The organism is Mesorhizobium sp. LSJC285A00 (assembly GCF_000503155.1).
GTDB lineage: Bacteria > Pseudomonadota > Alphaproteobacteria > Rhizobiales > Rhizobiaceae > Mesorhizobium.
This window is the reverse complement of the sequence record NZ_AYVK01000028.1, coordinates 21,757-36,761: the sequence shown is the minus strand read 5'-3', so window position 1 is coordinate 36,761 and position 15,005 is coordinate 21,757. Positions and strand designations below refer to the sequence as shown.

The 15,005-nt window shown below is 60.3% G+C and carries 8 protein-coding genes and 2 pseudogenes; 8 read left to right on the top strand and 2 right to left on the bottom strand.

Going from position 1 to position 15,005, the window contains the following annotated elements:
• The first annotated feature begins 50 nt into the window (after positions 1 to 50).
• From X726_RS01000000167205 to X726_RS147235, 8 genes and pseudogenes are all read left to right on the top strand, one after another.
• Positions 51 to 1,086 (top strand): annotated as a pseudogene (locus X726_RS01000000167205) (CoA ester lyase).
• Between the two features lie 19 nt (positions 1,087 to 1,105).
• Positions 1,106 to 2,290, top strand: coding sequence for a malate--CoA ligase subunit beta (locus X726_RS147205; protein WP_023671620.1), 1,185 nt, complete (start codon positions 1,106 to 1,108; stop codon positions 2,288 to 2,290).
• Positions 2,291 to 2,302: 12 nt separating this feature from the next.
• Positions 2,303 to 3,202, top strand: coding sequence for a succinate--CoA ligase subunit alpha (sucD, locus tag X726_RS147210; RefSeq protein WP_023671619.1), 900 nt, complete (start codon positions 2,303 to 2,305; stop codon positions 3,200 to 3,202).
• Between the two features lie 782 nt (positions 3,203 to 3,984).
• Complete coding sequence (locus X726_RS147215; RefSeq protein WP_031215189.1) at positions 3,985 to 5,166, top strand: Xaa-Pro peptidase family protein; 1,182 nt, start codon at positions 3,985 to 3,987, stop codon at positions 5,164 to 5,166.
• Between the two features lie 976 nt (positions 5,167 to 6,142).
• Positions 6,143 to 8,617 (top strand): FAD-dependent oxidoreductase, encoded by a 2,475-nt coding sequence (locus tag X726_RS147220; RefSeq protein ID WP_023671617.1) that lies wholly within the window; start codon positions 6,143 to 6,145, stop codon positions 8,615 to 8,617.
• A 166-nt stretch (positions 8,618 to 8,783) separates the two neighbouring features.
• The gene (locus X726_RS147225) at positions 8,784 to 9,380 is read left to right on the top strand and encodes a lyase family protein (RefSeq protein WP_023671616.1); all 597 of its coding nucleotides are present in this window, start codon (positions 8,784 to 8,786) and stop codon (positions 9,378 to 9,380) included.
• Positions 9,381 to 9,432: 52 nt separating this feature from the next.
• Positions 9,433 to 10,893, top strand: coding sequence for an acyl--CoA ligase (locus X726_RS147230; protein ID WP_031215187.1), 1,461 nt, complete (start codon positions 9,433 to 9,435; stop codon positions 10,891 to 10,893).
• Positions 10,893 to 11,879: a 2-dehydropantoate 2-reductase gene (locus tag X726_RS147235; protein WP_023671614.1), complete on the top strand. Its 987-nt coding sequence runs from the start codon at positions 10,893 to 10,895 to the stop codon at positions 11,877 to 11,879. Before X726_RS147230 ends, X726_RS147235 begins: the two co-directional genes overlap by 1 nt.
• Before the next feature lie 306 nt (positions 11,880 to 12,185).
• On the opposite strand, the gene X726_RS147245 is transcribed toward X726_RS147235, so the two are convergent.
• Positions 12,186 to 13,901, bottom strand: coding sequence for a gamma-glutamyltransferase family protein (locus tag X726_RS147245; RefSeq protein ID WP_023671612.1), 1,716 nt, complete (start codon positions 13,899 to 13,901; stop codon positions 12,186 to 12,188).
• A gap of 248 nt (positions 13,902 to 14,149) precedes the next feature.
• Positions 14,150 to 14,505, bottom strand: a pseudogene (locus X726_RS1000000171815) (malonyl-CoA synthase); the annotation flags it as partial.
• Positions 14,506 to 15,005: the final 500 nt, after the last annotated feature.

Sequence of the window (15,005 nt, the reverse complement as noted above, 5' to 3'; positions counted from 1 at the left end):
CATGGAAATGTCTGGCCTAGTCAACAGCCCGGGTGCAGGGGAGACGCAACATGAGCCACACCATCAACCACCTCAAAAAATTACGGCTGCAGCGCAGCGAGCTGGCGGTTCCAGGCTCCAGCCCGGAGATGATCGACAAGGCGGCCAACAGCGCCGCCGATTTCGTCTTCCTCGACATCGAGGACGCGGTCGCGCCGCCGGACAAGGAACGCGCCCGCAAGAACATCATCCAGGCGCTCAACGACATCGACTGGCGCGCCAAGGGCAAGACCNCCGGACAAGGAACGCGCCCGCAAGAACATCATCCAGGCGCTCAACGACATCGACTGGCGCGCCAAGGGCAAGACCGTCTCGGTGCGCATCAACGGCCTCGACACGCATTACATGTACCGCGACGTGGTCAACGTCATGGAACAGGCCGGCGACCGGCTGGACACCATCCTGGTGCCGAAGGTCGGCGTCCCGGCCGATCTCTACATGGTCGAGGCCATGGTCAACCAGATCGAGCTGGCCAAGGGTTTCAGGACCCGCGTCGGCCTCGAAGCCCTGATCGAGACCGCGCTCGGCATGGCCAATGTCGAGGCGATCGCCGCGACACCCGGCCGCTTGGAAGCCATGCATTTCGGCGTCGCCGACTTTGCCGCCAGCAACAAGGCGCGCACCGTCAACATTGGCGGCCTCAACCCCGACTATCCCGGTGACCAGTGGCATTTTGCTTTGTCGCGGATGACGGTCGCCTGCAGGGCCTACGGCCTGCGCGCCATCGATGGACCGTTCGGCGATTTTTCCGATCCGGAAGGCTACGTCGCCGGCGCCAGGCGCGCCGCAGCACTTGGCATCGAAGGCAAATGGGCGATTCATCCTTCGCAGATTGCTTTGGCCAATGACGTGTTCTCGCCGCCGGAAAAGGAGGTCACGCGCGCCAGGCGCATCCTCGAAGTGCTGAAGGAGGCCGAGGCGGCGGGCAAGGGCGCGGCCGCCCTCGACGGCAAGATGATCGACGCTGCGTCGGAGCGCATGGCGCGGAATGTTTTGGTTGTGAACGAAGCGATCGAGCGCGCCGGCCAGGCACACGCCGCGCATTAAGAATTACCGGGAGGACATGATGTACATCCACGAATACCAGGCCAAGGAACTGCTCGCCCGTCACGGCGTGCATGTGCCGCGCGGCGGGCTTGCCTACAGTCCGGAGCAGGCGACATATCGTGCGAGCGAGATCGGTGGCGGCAAATGGGTGGTCAAGGCGCAAATCCATTCCGGTGCGCGCGGCAAAGCCGGTGGCATTCGCATCTGCACGTCCGACCAGGAAGTGAGCGATGCCGCCGAGGCGATGCTGGGCAGGAAGATGGTTACGCATCAGACGGGGCTGCGCGGCAAGCTGGTGTCGCGGCTCTATGTCGAAGAGACCGTCGACATCAGCCAGGAAATCTATCTCGCCTTTGTCCTTGACCGTAAAGCCGAGCGGGTGATGATCGTCGCGTCTGCGGCCGGCGGCATGGAGATTGAAGAGATTGCCGAAAAGCAGCCAGATTCAATCATTCGCGCGACTGTCGACCCCGGCGCGGGCATGCAGCACTATCAGGCGCGCGAGATCGCCTTCGGACTTGGTCTTGAAAACAACCTGATTGGCAAGGCGACCGAAACGCTACTTGGTTGCTACCGCGTGTTTCGCGACTACGACGCCTCGATGCTCGAAATCAATCCACTGGTCGTCACGCGTGACGGTAATTTGGTGGCGCTGGACGCCAAGATGTCGTTCGATGAGAACGCGCTGTTTCGTCGTCCCCAAATTTCCGAATTGCGCGACAAGTCGCAGGAGGATCCGCGCGAAACCTTTGCCAGCGACCGTGGCCTTTCCTATGTCGGCCTTGACGGTGATATCGGCTGCATCATCAATGGTGCCGGCCTCGCCATGGCGACGATGGACATGATCAAGATCGCCGGCGGCGAGCCGGCAAACTTCCTCGACATCGGCGGCGGCGCCTCGCCCGAGCGAGTTGCGAAATCGTTCCGCGCCGTGCTCGGTGACAAGGATGTCAAGACCATCCTGGTCAACATCTTCGCCGGCATCAATCGCTGCGACTGGGTCGCCGAGGGTGTTATCAAGGCAATCCGCGAAGTCGGCGTCGACGTGCCCTTGGTGGTGCGTCTTGCCGGCACCAAGGTCGAGGAAGGACGCCGCATCCTGGCCAATTCCGGCGAGAAGGTGATCGTCGCCGAAACACTCGCCGAAGCCGCCGAAAAAGCCGTCGCCGCCTGGCGCGCGGTGTCGATGAAAAAAGCAAGCTGAGGGAGCTCAAGAATGGCAATCCTGCTCAACCGCGGCACGCGCGTCATCGTCCAGGGCTTCACCGGCAAGATCGGCAGCTTTCATACCGAGGACATGAAGCGCTACGGCACCAAGCTGGTCGGCGGCGTCACCCCCGGCAAGGGTGGCCAGACGCATCTCGGCCTGCCGGTCTTCAACACCGTCAAGGGCGCGGTGCGGGAAACCCGCCCCGAGGCCAGCATCGTCTTCGTGCCGCCGCCCTTTGCCGCCGATTCGATCATGGAAGCGGCGGATGCCGGCATTAAACTCTGCGTCTGCATCACCGACGGCATCCCTTCGCAGGACATGATGCAGGTCAAGCGCTACATGCGCCGCTACCGCTTCGAGGACCGCATGCGGCTGATCGGGCCGAACTGCGCCGGCATGATCACGCCTGGACAGGCGCTGATGGGCATCATGCCGGGCAGCATCTACCTTCCCGGCCGCGTCGGCATCGTCGGCCGCTCCGGCACGCTCGGCTACGAAGCGGCCTCGCAGATGAAGGCGCTCGGCATCGGCGTGTCGACCAGTGTCGGCATCGGCGGCGACCCGATTAACGGCTCGTCCTTCAAGGACATCCTAGAACTGTTCGAGCAGGACGACGACACCGACGCGGTGGTCATGATCGGCGAGATCGGCGGCCCGCAGGAAGCGGAAGCCGCGATCTGGGCGCGCGACAACATGCGCAAGCCACTCATCGCCTACATTGCCGGGCTTTCCGCGCCGAAGGGCCGCCGCATGGGCCATGCCGGCGCCATCATCTCGGCCTTCGGCGAGTCGGCGCAGGAAAAGGTCGAGATCCTGAAGGAAGCAGGCGTCGTCATCGTGCCAACGCCAGCTTCCTTCGGCGAGGTTGTCGCCGGCGTGATGTCCGGTCGCACGAAGGCCGCATAGCGCAAGATATGAGGTCAAATTTGAGGACCAGGTAAAGGATCGCCTGGTCGCCATGTGTCTCAAGACGGTGATGCTTGCGGATCATCGCCAGTTTCGACGCCGACTTCAGCCATATACGTCGAGGCGCTCGCTACTCATGACTAGCCTGGTTACGGAGTCCTTGGCGGGATTGAACAGTCCTAAAGGGTCTACGAACACCGTTAGTTGCGGGCCAGCACCTCCTGCAGCTGCTCGCTGTCCACAAGCGGGCCGTGGCATTGCGAAATGGCGTAGCAGTTCGCTCTTGCGCCTCTAAAAAATTCGCGAGATCGCCTCCCGCCCGCCAAAGCCTACACAGCAGGAGGTCGCCCACCCCCTTTTGCGTAGAGGTTCCAACGGTCGCCATCTTCAACGAAGTTCAAGAGGCCATTCATGACGCTAGCCAAGCTGGATGCTCGCGTCACCAGGGCCGTCGAGATGGTCCAGTTGGTATGCCAATGCGACCGTGTTGCAGCATTCTCCAGAAGCGCCCGTCATCGGGATCCATAGCTGGTCACCTTATGTCCACCGCTGTGGCCCTTTGGAGCCAATAAGAAGCCACCGTGCACACGGACACGGCGCTGAGTCGCAGAACCGGAAGCTAAGCAGCGCATAGAACGCAAAAACGCCGGTTTTCTGCGACCGACCAGCGAGGTCCGCACGCAGCGACCTCTGAAGCATGCTAGGTTGTCGACGAGTACGGATGGGCATGGAAAGAGTGCTTGGTCCGGTCAGCCAACCTAGGTGCAGAGGACTACTGCGAAATGGACTATGTGAAACCCTTCCTGCCTGCGGAGTATCAACGCCGTGTCCGTGACGTGAAGGCACGTATGGAGGAAGCAGGATTCGACCTGCTAATCTGCCAAGACCCCGCAAATATGTGCTGGCTGACCGGCTATGACGCCTGGTCCTTCTATACGCCTCAAGTGGTTCTCGTGCACCTAAAGTCGGACACGCCGATTTGGATAGGGCGGCTGGTCGACGTGAACGGCGCTCGTGCTACGACGGACTTGCCTGCTGACAACATTATCAATTTTTCCGACGACCGACTTCATCATGTGGAGCTGCATCCCTACGACGAAGTCAGCGAAATCATAAAATCCCGCGGTTGGGGATCTGATCGCATAGCGGTTGAGCTCGATGCGCATTTCTATACAGCGCGTGCGCACCAGCACCTTGTCAACGGCCTTCCAAATGCAGAGTTCTCTGACAGCCGCGGCCTCGTTAATTGGGCCCGACTCGTCAAATCCGACGCCGAACTCGTCTATATGAGGGAAGCGGGTCGGATTGTCAGCCACACCATGCGCCGGGCGGTAGATAATCTGAAGCCGGGAGTTCCTGAATACGAAATCGTCGCTCAGATTTATGCCGATCAGACAAGAGGCGTTGATGGGAAATACGGTGACTATACAAGTCTCTGTCCATTGATACAGGTTGACGAGAAAACGAACGCTCCACACCTCACATGGTCGGACAAGCCCCTGCCCAAGTCGGGGCTGGTTCTCCTGGAAATTGGAGCGGCCAGGCGCCATTATCATGCGCCTCTGACGCGTACGGTCTACATGGGAAAGCCACCCAAGGAGGCCCAGCACCTCGCCAATGCCATCATCGAAGGTGGCGACGCTGTCCTCGAAATGGCGAAACCGGGTGTAGTCGTAGACGAGCTGAATACCGTGTGGCTGGACATCTTGAACCGCCACGGATACGTCAAAAAGGGCCGTTCTGGCTACTCAATCGGCATGAACTTCCCGCCGGACTGGGGTGAGCGCACGGTGAGCATTCGTTCAGGCGAAAAGACCGTGCTCCAGGCGGGCATGTGCTTCCATTTCCAATCAGGGGTCAGGCCTCCTGCCTTCGGAGCCGCAATATCGGAGTCGTTTGTTGTTACCGAAAAGGGTGGCGAGCGGCTAGCCGATGTCGCCCGCGAGCTAATAGTCGTGGACTAGCAAAAAAGCTTCTGGCGTTCGTCTATTCAGCCGGATTGGGAACGTGCACCGAAGTGCTTCGCTCCCAATCCAGCTACCGTCTCATCCAGTGCCTGAGAGCAGCTGAGTGAGCGGCCCGAACAGCCACGAGACGCAAGTCCTCTGGATAGCGCAGTATCTTGGCTGGTCGGTGGATGCGGTCAGCAATCATCGAAGTGCGACAAGCGCGGAGTGCCGGCCGTGCTATTCGTCGTCGGTAACCTCACTAGCAAGCGTTGCAGGACGACCTCCCAAGATGATTTCCCCAGCGCAGACCTGGCCCGTTTAGTCTAGCTAAAACGACCCAAGGCGTGCATTTGTCGTCTCGCTCAGACAGGCCATTTGGCTTGATCGGTATCGGATCAGTCACACGGCGGCTGCTCGACCGCTCCTTCCTCGGCTTCCCCATTTCATCATTCCGCCAAGGCGACCAGCGCGATTTAAGTGTCCTTTTGCGCAGGCCCTTCATCTCTCATGTCCCCCAGATCGCGTCGACGCCGATGCGGATCGTTCGGCTCTGATCTTGTGACACGTGCAAGACTGCGTCGGCAACTCTCCACATGATCCGGCGACTCTCAGACCCGGAGGCTCGCGCATGCTGGAGGGATGTTCTTGTCGAATCCGCCAAGGGCCAGGGAGAATCAAGAGCCATCCGCAGAGACGGTGCAGTTACGACCTGGCGTCGGACGCGCGGAAGGTTCGCAACGCACATATTTGGGAAGTTTGTGCCGCGCCATCCCGTGCGCGCAATAATTCAGCGCTGGAGTTCAGAAATACGCAGAAGGACACCGCTTTTAGCCCCATTTAGCACCATCTCCACGAACGTCGCCCCCTAGTCTGTCGAAAAGGACTGACTTTCGACGTGGGCTGGAAATGCGCTGAAGCGCTGCAACAAAGCTCAAGCTGAATTGTCGCAACACTTTGGCGCTGGATTCTCCGAGAACGAACAAGGATACTTATGATCACGAACCCGCCCTTCCGTCCTCGTGAAGTACCGACTCGGCACCACGAAATCCTGATAGTTGGTGGAGGCATAGCAGGCGCAAGTATTGCCTTTCACCTTGCAACGAACGGTAAGAAGGACATAGCGCTCTTAGAGCGCAATACCCTTACCTCCGGCACAACTTGGCATGCGGCGGGTTTGATCATGCAGACGCGCGGCACTCACGCGCTAACGGAGATCGCAAAGTATAATGCAGAACTCTACTCCGCTCTGGAAGCGGAGACCGGACAAGCTACCGGATTCAAGCGAAATGGCACGCTTGGGGTCGCCAGAACCAAAGAGCGCCTATACGAAACTGCTCGCAACGCTTCGATCGCCAAGAGTTTTGGCCTTGAGGCCAATATGATCTCGCCGAGCGAGGCGAAAAAGCTCTATCCAGCCCTCAACGCCTCTATCATCGAAGGTGCAGTCTTTATCCCTGGCGACGGCCAAACCAATCCTGTCGACACATGCATGGCATTAGCTATTGGCGCCAAAAAAAACGGTGTAAAAATAGTAGAAAACGCTGAAGTAACGGACGTTTGGAAAACACTCGACGGCAACTACCAGGTTCAGACCAAGGATGGCGTCGTCGAAGCTGAAATTCTCGTACTCGCGTGTGGACTTTGGACCAGAGACCTCGCTTCCAAGTTAGGTGCGCGAATTCCGATCTATGCGGCAGAACACTTTTATGTGGTGACCGACGCCATGGATTTTGTGACGCCAACCTTACCTGTGCTGCGCGACACCGACGGACATGTATACCTGAAAGAAGACACAGGAAAGCTCCTGGTGGGTGCCTTCGAGCCTTGGGGAAAACCTTTGCCGATGGGAAAGCTTCCGAAGGAAACGGCCTTCATCGAGCTTCCGGAAGACTGGGAGCACTTTGAACTGCCGATGACCAAGGCGATAGAAATTGTCCCTGATCTCGCGAACGCCGGCATTGCCAAGTTTTTCAACGGTCCGGAAAGTTTCACCCCCGACCTTCTGTTCATGATCGGTGAAGTTCCTGGATTGAAAAACCTCTACGTTTCCACCGGGTATAACTCAGAGGGCATTGAATTCGGCGCGGGAGCAGGGCGAGCTCTGGCAGAGTGGATCGTTGCCGGCGAACCTCAAATGGACATCAGCTTCGTCGATGTCGCCCGTTTCCATCCCTTCCAGGTCAACAGGCGGTATTTGCACGATCGCACTGCCGAAGTGCTGGGTCTTCACTATAAGATGCACTGGCCAGCCTACCAGCCTGAGACATCGCGAGGGGTCCGGAAAAGCGCGCTTCACGACCGGTGGGCGAGGCTTGGAGCCAGCTTTGGTGAAGGGATGGGATGGGAGCGTCCCATGTGGTTCGCAGGCGAGGGGGAGCCGACCAAAAATATCTACTCCTACGAGGAGCCGAACTGGTTCAAGTATACCAGTCAGGAGTGCAAGGCTGCCCGCAACGACGCTATCTTGTTGGACCAAAGCTCTTTCGGCAAACACTTGGTTCAGGGTCGCGATGCCTGCCGTTTCCTTCAGTGGCTTTGCGCCGGCAATGTGGATGTACCTGTGGGAAAGCTGGTGTACACCCACATGCTCAATGAAAAGGGCGGGATAGAAACAGATATTACTGTAAACCGCTTGTCGCAGACGGAGTTCCTCATTATCTCCTCAGCGACCGTCCATCCCAGGGATAAGGCCTGGATCTCAAAACATATTACCGATGAATGGAATGTCACTCTAACTGATCTCACGTCCGGGTACGCGGTCCTGTCATTGCAAGGCCCGCGATCGCGCGAGATCCTATCCCAAGTAACGGACACAGATCTGGCGAACTCGGCCTTCCCATTCGCCACCAGTCAGGAAATCGATATCGGGTATGCTCGTGTAATAGCCAATAGGTTAACTTACGTCGGAGAGCTTGGTTGGGAGCTTCATATTCCAACCGAGATGGCACAGCATGTGTTTGACGTTGTCTGGGAGGCCGGCCAAGCGTATGGCCTCAAGGCTGCGGGATACCACGCGCTTGAGCATCTGCGCTCCGAGCGCGCCTACCGAGAATACCAGCTCGATCTCACACCAGTCGACACGCTGCTTGAAGCGGGTTTGGGATTTACGGTGGACTGGAATAAAGAAGGCGGTTTTATCGGAAAAGATGCTCTGGCTTCACAGAAAAATGCCGGGCCGTTAAAAAAACGCTTGGTGTCCATAAAGCTTCGCGATCCCAAACCTGTTCTCGTCCACGAGGAGCTAATCCGCTGCGACGGGAGAATTGTTGGCTATATTTCCTCTGGCGTGAAGAGCTTTACAATCGGAACCTCGGTTGGACTGGGCTATGTAAACCATTCCGCCGGTGTCACCAAGGACTTGATCGAGAACAGTCGGTGGGAAATCGAGATCGCCGGCAAGCTCTACGAAGCCGACGCATCTCTGCGGGCGTTTTTCGATCCAAATGGGGATCGGGCTAAGCAATAGGTGTGCGCCGCTGATGAAGCGGAAGGAGCGCAATCCCAGGTAGCTCCGCTCCGCAACCACTTTCGAAGCCCGGTGGGCTCACTCTCGTTGTGGGGATGGAAGCTGCTTCAACTGACACGCACCTTCGACCAGATGCGGCAGGCAAAATGACGAGGCAATCTTCGTGATGAAAGGTTCACAAATCGAGCGGATTGAGAAAGATCCGCTCGGGCCGGTGAGCATTCCGGTCGATGCCTACTACGGCCCGCAGACGGCGCGGGGCATCGCCAACTTTCCGATTTCGGGTGTCCGGATCAGCCATTTCCCGAACCTGATCAAGGCGCTTGCCTATGTGAAAATGGCAGCGGCGCGCGCCAACGCGGCGCTCGGCGATCTGGACAAGCAAAAGGCCGATATCATCTGCCAAGTCTGCGAGGAAATCGCGACGGGCAGGCATCTCGGCCAGTTCCCGCTCGATGTATTTCAGGGCGGCGCCGGTACCTCGACCAACATGAACATCAACGAGGTCATCGCCAACCGCGGCCTGGAAATCATGGGATTGCCACGCGGACGATACGACGCGCTGCATCCCAACAACCACGTGAACTTCGCTCAGTCGACAAACGACGTTTATCCGACGGCGATCCGCCTTGCGATCCTTCTTTCACGGGGGGCATTGCAGCGAGCCTTGGAGCAACTCGCGGGCGATCACGATTGGCATCGTAACCGCGGGCCGAAGATTGATGTTTGCGCGCGGCACGGACGCCTTGCACTCGGATATTGAGCAGCCTTTGCTGGACATATCGGCCGATCGTTCGAAACATAGTCTGGGAACCATGATAAACAGCGAAAAAGCCACTGATCTTGCCCAACGTCTCGCACCCGGCGCTGAAGATGCGCCGGCCATAGCCGCGCCCGATCGCAACTTGCTGACGCACGGCGGGCTGCGCGGCTTGATCCGCGATACCGTGGCGCGGCTCAACGCGCTGGGCATCGGCCGAGGCGATCGCGTCGCCATCGTGCTGCCGAACGGTCCGGAAATGGCGACGGCGTTCATAACTGTTGCTGCCGCTGCTTCCACCGCGCCGCTCAATCCGGCTTACCGGGCCGACGAGCTCGATTTCTATCTGAGCGATATCGGGGTCAAGGCGATCCTTGTCGGCAAGGACGAGCAAGGCCCTTCGGTCGAAGTTGCCGAGCGCCTCGGCATCCCGGTGCTGCGGCTGGTGGTGCCAGAAGGCGCGCCGGCCGGCGTCTTCAGGATCGAGGGCAATCCCGTCGGATCACTGGTCGCGTCCGGCTTGGCCGAGGGAAGCGACACGGCACTTCTGCTGCACACCTCCGGCACTACGTCACGGCCGAAACTGGTGCCGCTCAGCCACGCCAATCTTGCCGCGTCGGCAGCGCATATCGGCGCAACGCTCGGCCTGACCTCGGCCGACCGCTGCCTCAACATCATGCCGCTTTTCCATATCCATGGGCTGATCGCGGCGGTGCTCTCCTCGCTCGCCGCCGGTGGCAGCGTCTTCTGCACGCCGGGCTTCAACGCGCTGCGTTTCTTCCAGTGGCTCAGCGAAGCAATGCCCAGCTGGTATACCGCCGTGCCCACCATGCACCAGGCGATCCTGCCGCGCGCCGCACGCAACCCCGAGCAACTCGCCGAAGCCAAGCTGCGCTTCATCCGCTCGTCGTCGGCTTCGCTCCCAGCCGCGCACCAGATGGCGTCCAACCGCCTGCCGCCCGGCCTGCGCAAGCCGGGCAGCGTGGGCGCCGCCGCCGGGCCGGAGGTCGCGGTCATGGCTCTCGACGGGCGGCTGCTCGAAGCCGGCGAGACCGGTGAGATCGTCATTCGCGGCCCAAACGTCACCGCCGCCTATGAGAAGAACCCGGACGCCAATGCCAGCGCCTTCACGCATGGCTGGTTCCACACCGGCGATCAGGGCGTGCTCGACGAGGACGGCTATCTGCGCGTCACCGGCCGGTTGAAGGAGATCATCAACCGCGGCGGCGAAAAGATTTCGCCGCTCGAGGTCGACGGCGTGCTGATGGACCATCCGGCGGTAGCGCAGGTCGTCACCTTCGCCATGCCGCATGACAAGCTCGGCGAGGAGATCGCGGCGGCTGTCGTGCTGCGCGAAGGCCAGAGCGCCAGCGAGGCAGACATTCGTGCCTTTGCCGCGACCCGGCTCGCGGACTTCAAGGTGCCGCGCAAGGTGGTGATCCTCGACGAAATCCCCAAGGGCGCGACCGGCAAGCTGCAGCGCATCGGCCTTGCCGCCAAGCTCGGTCTCCGCTGATGCGCGTCACCGTTTTCGGCGCCGGCGCGATCGGCGGCTACCTCGCCGCGAAGCTTGCGATCGCCGGCAAGGTCGATCTGTCGATCGTGGCGCGCGGCGCGCATCTCGATGCAATCAAGGCTGACGGACTTCGGCTGATCGAAGGCGGCCATGAATCCGTTGCTCCGGTCAGGGCCGCCGCGCGCGCCGAAGATCTCGGCGTGCAGGATTATGCCGTGCTGGCCCTTAAAGCCCATTCAGTTGGTCCTGCGCTCGACCAGATCGCGCCGCTGCTTGGGCCGAACACTGCCATTGTCACCATGCAGAACGGCGTGCCCTGGTGGTATTTCCATAAGGCTGGCGGACCGCTTGAAGGCACCCGCATTCAAGCCGTCGATCCCGGCGGCACGATCTGGGAGCGTATCGGGCCTCAGCGCGTCATCGGCTCCGTCGTCTACCCGGCCGTCGAGGTCGATGCGCCCGGCCTGATCCGTCATGTCGAGGGCACGCGCTTTTCGCTGGGCGAGCCTTCAGGCGAGAAGAGCGAGCGAGCCACCGCGCTGGCGCGCGAAATGGTCAATGCCGGGCTGCAGGCGCCTGTCCGCGAGGACATCCGTTCGGAAATCTGGGTGAAGCTTTGGGGCAATCTGTCCTTCAACCCGATCTCGGCGCTGACCGGCAGCACGCTGGCGTCCATCGTCGCCGACGAAGGCACACGCGCCGTCGCCCGCGCCATGATGCTGGAAGCGCAGGCGATCGGCGAAAGCCTCGGTGTGCGCTTCCTCATCCCGGTCGACCGACGCATCAAGGGCGCCGGCGATGTCGGCGAGCACAAGACCTCGATGCTGCAGGATCTCGAACGCGGTCGTCCGATGGAGATCGACGCTCTGGTCACCGCGGTGCAGGAACTCGGTCGCCTCACCGGCCAGCCGACGCCGACCATCGACACGGTGCTGGCGCTGGTTCAGCGGCTCGCAATCGAGCGCGGGTGCTTTAGCTTCGGTTAGTTGCCACGGCTCAATGCGGAGGATCACCGCCTCGGCCGGGTTCCACCTCGAATACTTTGATAAGCGCTTCGGTCGCGACGCGGGCTCGTCGCGCTCAACGAGACTGCCCACGCGATCTTTGTCCAATGGAAACGGCAGCATGCCTGAGGTTCGCAGCGCGCGCAGGTTCCGGATATCATCGATCTGCGATCGAATTGTCGCCAAGGAGCCGATGAACCTCGGCGACGAGCTCCAGGTCGAGTGCATTTGAACGAACTGGACGATGCAGCTTAAGGCCAGCGCCATCGCCTTTTCAAGCTGCGATACCTACCACCCCATGGCTCTGGCACTGCGCCGCGGATCGGCGCCGCCATAAAGGATACCTGTCTGGCGATCTGCGACAACCGCGCACACGCCCGCCGTACCCAGAGAGATATCCGGCAGCCATTGGACATCGTGCCCCATCGCGGACAGCGCCTTCGCACGGTCATCTCCTATGGATAGCTCAAGCAGAAGGCGCCCGGGAGCATAGCCGTGCGGTTCAAAGCTGTTCGGATGGCTGTGGGTCACAAAGCGGGGCGCGTCGATCGCGTCTTGGATCGACATGCCGAAGACGAAGTGGTTTAGGAACACCTGCAGCATTCCCTGCGGTTGCATGTCCCCACCGGGCGCGCCGAACGGCATGATGAATTCGCCAGGTCGCATGGCGAGCGACGGATTGGGCGTCAACCGCGGGCGTTTGCCGGGTGCTATCGCAGAAGGATGTCCTTCAACAGCCCAGGATTGGGAACCGCGCAGCGAGGGGCAGAAGCCAAGACCCGGGATAATGGGTCCTTCCCACGAGACGTCGCTCGGGGTTGCCGAGAAGGCATTTCCTTTCGCGTCCACCACGCAGACATAAGAAGTGTCACCGATCAGGGCACCCGCATTGGGAGGTGTCGCCGCCTTGTTCAGGTCGTCATTTCGGCGCGGGAATCCGGCAATGTTGCCTGCGGGAGGCATCTTGCCGAAAGCGCGGTCAGGGTTGAGGAGCGCACGGCGCGTGTCGAGGTAAGCCTGCGACAGCAGCACGTCCATCGGAACATCTACGAAGCGGGGATCGCCGAAATAGGCTTCCCGGTCTGCGAACGCAAGGTTCATTGTCTCGGTGACGAGGTGAATGTATTCGGTGCTATTGTGGGGCAAAGTCCTCAGATCAGAACCGTCGAGCATTGCGAGCATCTGGAGAAGAGATGGTCCCTGACACCAAGGCTGGCAGCTGTAGACATCGATGTCGCCGAACTTGACGGTCAGGGGATGTTCGATTTCCGAACTGTACGAGGCGAGGTCTTCCAGTGTGAGCAGGCCGCCGTTCTCCCGGTGGTATTTAGTCATGGCCTGCGCGAGATCGCCCTTGTAGAAGGCATCGCGCGCCGCCTTCAGCCCCCTACCCCTGTCACCCTTGGCCGCGGCTTCCTGATCGGCCATGTACTGCAGCGAGTTAGCGAGATCCGCCTGCACGAAAAGCTGCCCAGTCTTGATCGGCTCGCCGCCCGGCAGGAACAAGGCCGCACTGGTGGGGAACAGCCGGAACGAGTCTGAGAACTGGTCGACAAAGGCAGCCATGCACGAATGCATGGCGAACCCATCCCGAGCATAGCGGATTGCAGCCTTTGCGACTTGGCTGAAGCTCATGGTCCCGTAGCGTTCCAACGCCAGAATCCAGGCATCGGGTGCCGCAGGGATGACCGTCCTGGCGAGGCCGAGAGGTATTTCGCCACCATATTCGCGAACAAACAGGTCGAGAGTGGCAGCTTTCGGCCACCAGCCGAGTCCCGCGATCGACACCACTTCGTTCTGCTCGGCAAGATAGATGAGCATCGGCGCGACGCCGGAAAACTGGACCTGGTCGGCATGGACGACGCCCAGGGCGATGCCGGCGGCGACGCCTGCATCGATGGCGTTACCGCCTTCCTCCAGGATAGCGTGGCCAGCCTGCGTAGCCAGGTACTGACCTGTGGAGATCATGTACCGCGAACCAGTGATCATCGGTTGAAGCGACATTCTGCCCTCGCGTTCCAGCTCTATTTGAATCCGTATCCTTTTTGGTACTGTACCAGTGTCAACCAGGCTACTTTGCGCAACTCGTGCCCTGTGAACGCAGGAAATCGACGTTTCCTTTACTGTGTACGCATTGTTTGAGCCTGCGCCATTCGGCCTCACACGGCAACCATCCCATCTGCCGAGCGCCACCCCGGTCTCACTTCCATCGGTCTCGCTCCCAGGCATCAAAGCGAGGTAGCCAGCACTTCCTAGGAGGCGGGCATATGAAGGTTGCTGAACCGTTCGCGCAGAAGGTTCTTCTGCACCTCGCCGATCGTGTTGCGCGGGAGGTCCTTCGCGAAGATACTCGTTTCGGCTGTCTTGAATCGCGCGAGGCGGTCGCGCAGCGCGTTGAGCACCGCCTTTTCGTCCATTGTGGCACCGGGCTTGAGCACCACGATGGCCCTTCGCCTTCGCCGAAATCCGGATGGGCAATGCTGACGACCGCACTCTCGGCGACGTCGTCGAGCTGATCGATCTCACTCTCGACTTCCTTCGGGTAGATATTATAGCCGCCGGAGATCACGAGGTCCTTGCCGCGGCCGACGATGGATAATCCGCGCTGAAGCGCGTCGCCAAATAGAGAAACGGAAGGAAGGAGATGCATCCGATCAAGCAATGACGGCACTGAGCCCTTCCGGCTCATGTCCCTTGTGAAGCCAAGGCGGCCTACATGGTTTCGCCCATTTTCGTCATCGACTGGCGTCCACGTCGCCGCATCGCCCCGGTCGGAGTTGACCTGCGACAGGAATAGGCGCGCCCGCTGCCGATTATACCCGACGGCTGTTGTGATGAACTGAGCCGTAAATACGTGCGCAATGACTATCTTGCGATGCGCCTGCAGTCGCTCGGCCTTCGCCATCTTCGCGTTCCGATGCAGGATCTAATCGACGAGCGGGGGGCTGCGCGGATGTCGGATTTCGCCGCCTTCGGCCATACCTTCACCGTTTATGGTGTCGGCGCGCCGACAACCGAAGTCGGCGACCGCCTAGCCGCTGTAGCGCCGATCCTGTCCGGTGTGGAAGCTATTCTTCCGCCCGAGGCATTCGCCGAGACGTCAGCCCC

Coding starts and splice junctions, on each gene's coding strand:
- X726_RS147230 (WP_031215187.1), top strand. CDS start 9,433: ATGATAAACAGCGAAAAAGCCACTGATCTTGCCCAACGTCTCGCACCC.
- X726_RS147225 (WP_023671616.1), top strand. CDS start 8,784: ATGAAAGGTTCACAAATCGAGCGGATTGAGAAAGATCCGCTCGGGCCG.
- X726_RS147215 (WP_031215189.1), top strand. CDS start 3,985: ATGGACTATGTGAAACCCTTCCTGCCTGCGGAGTATCAACGCCGTGTC.
- X726_RS147220 (WP_023671617.1), top strand. CDS start 6,143: ATGATCACGAACCCGCCCTTCCGTCCTCGTGAAGTACCGACTCGGCAC.
- X726_RS147235 (WP_023671614.1), top strand. CDS start 10,893: ATGCGCGTCACCGTTTTCGGCGCCGGCGCGATCGGCGGCTACCTCGCC.
- X726_RS147205 (WP_023671620.1), top strand. CDS start 1,106: ATGTACATCCACGAATACCAGGCCAAGGAACTGCTCGCCCGTCACGGC.
- X726_RS147245 (WP_023671612.1), bottom strand. CDS start 13,901: ATGTCGCTTCAACCGATGATCACTGGTTCGCGGTACATGATCTCCACA.
- sucD (WP_023671619.1), top strand. CDS start 2,303: ATGGCAATCCTGCTCAACCGCGGCACGCGCGTCATCGTCCAGGGCTTC.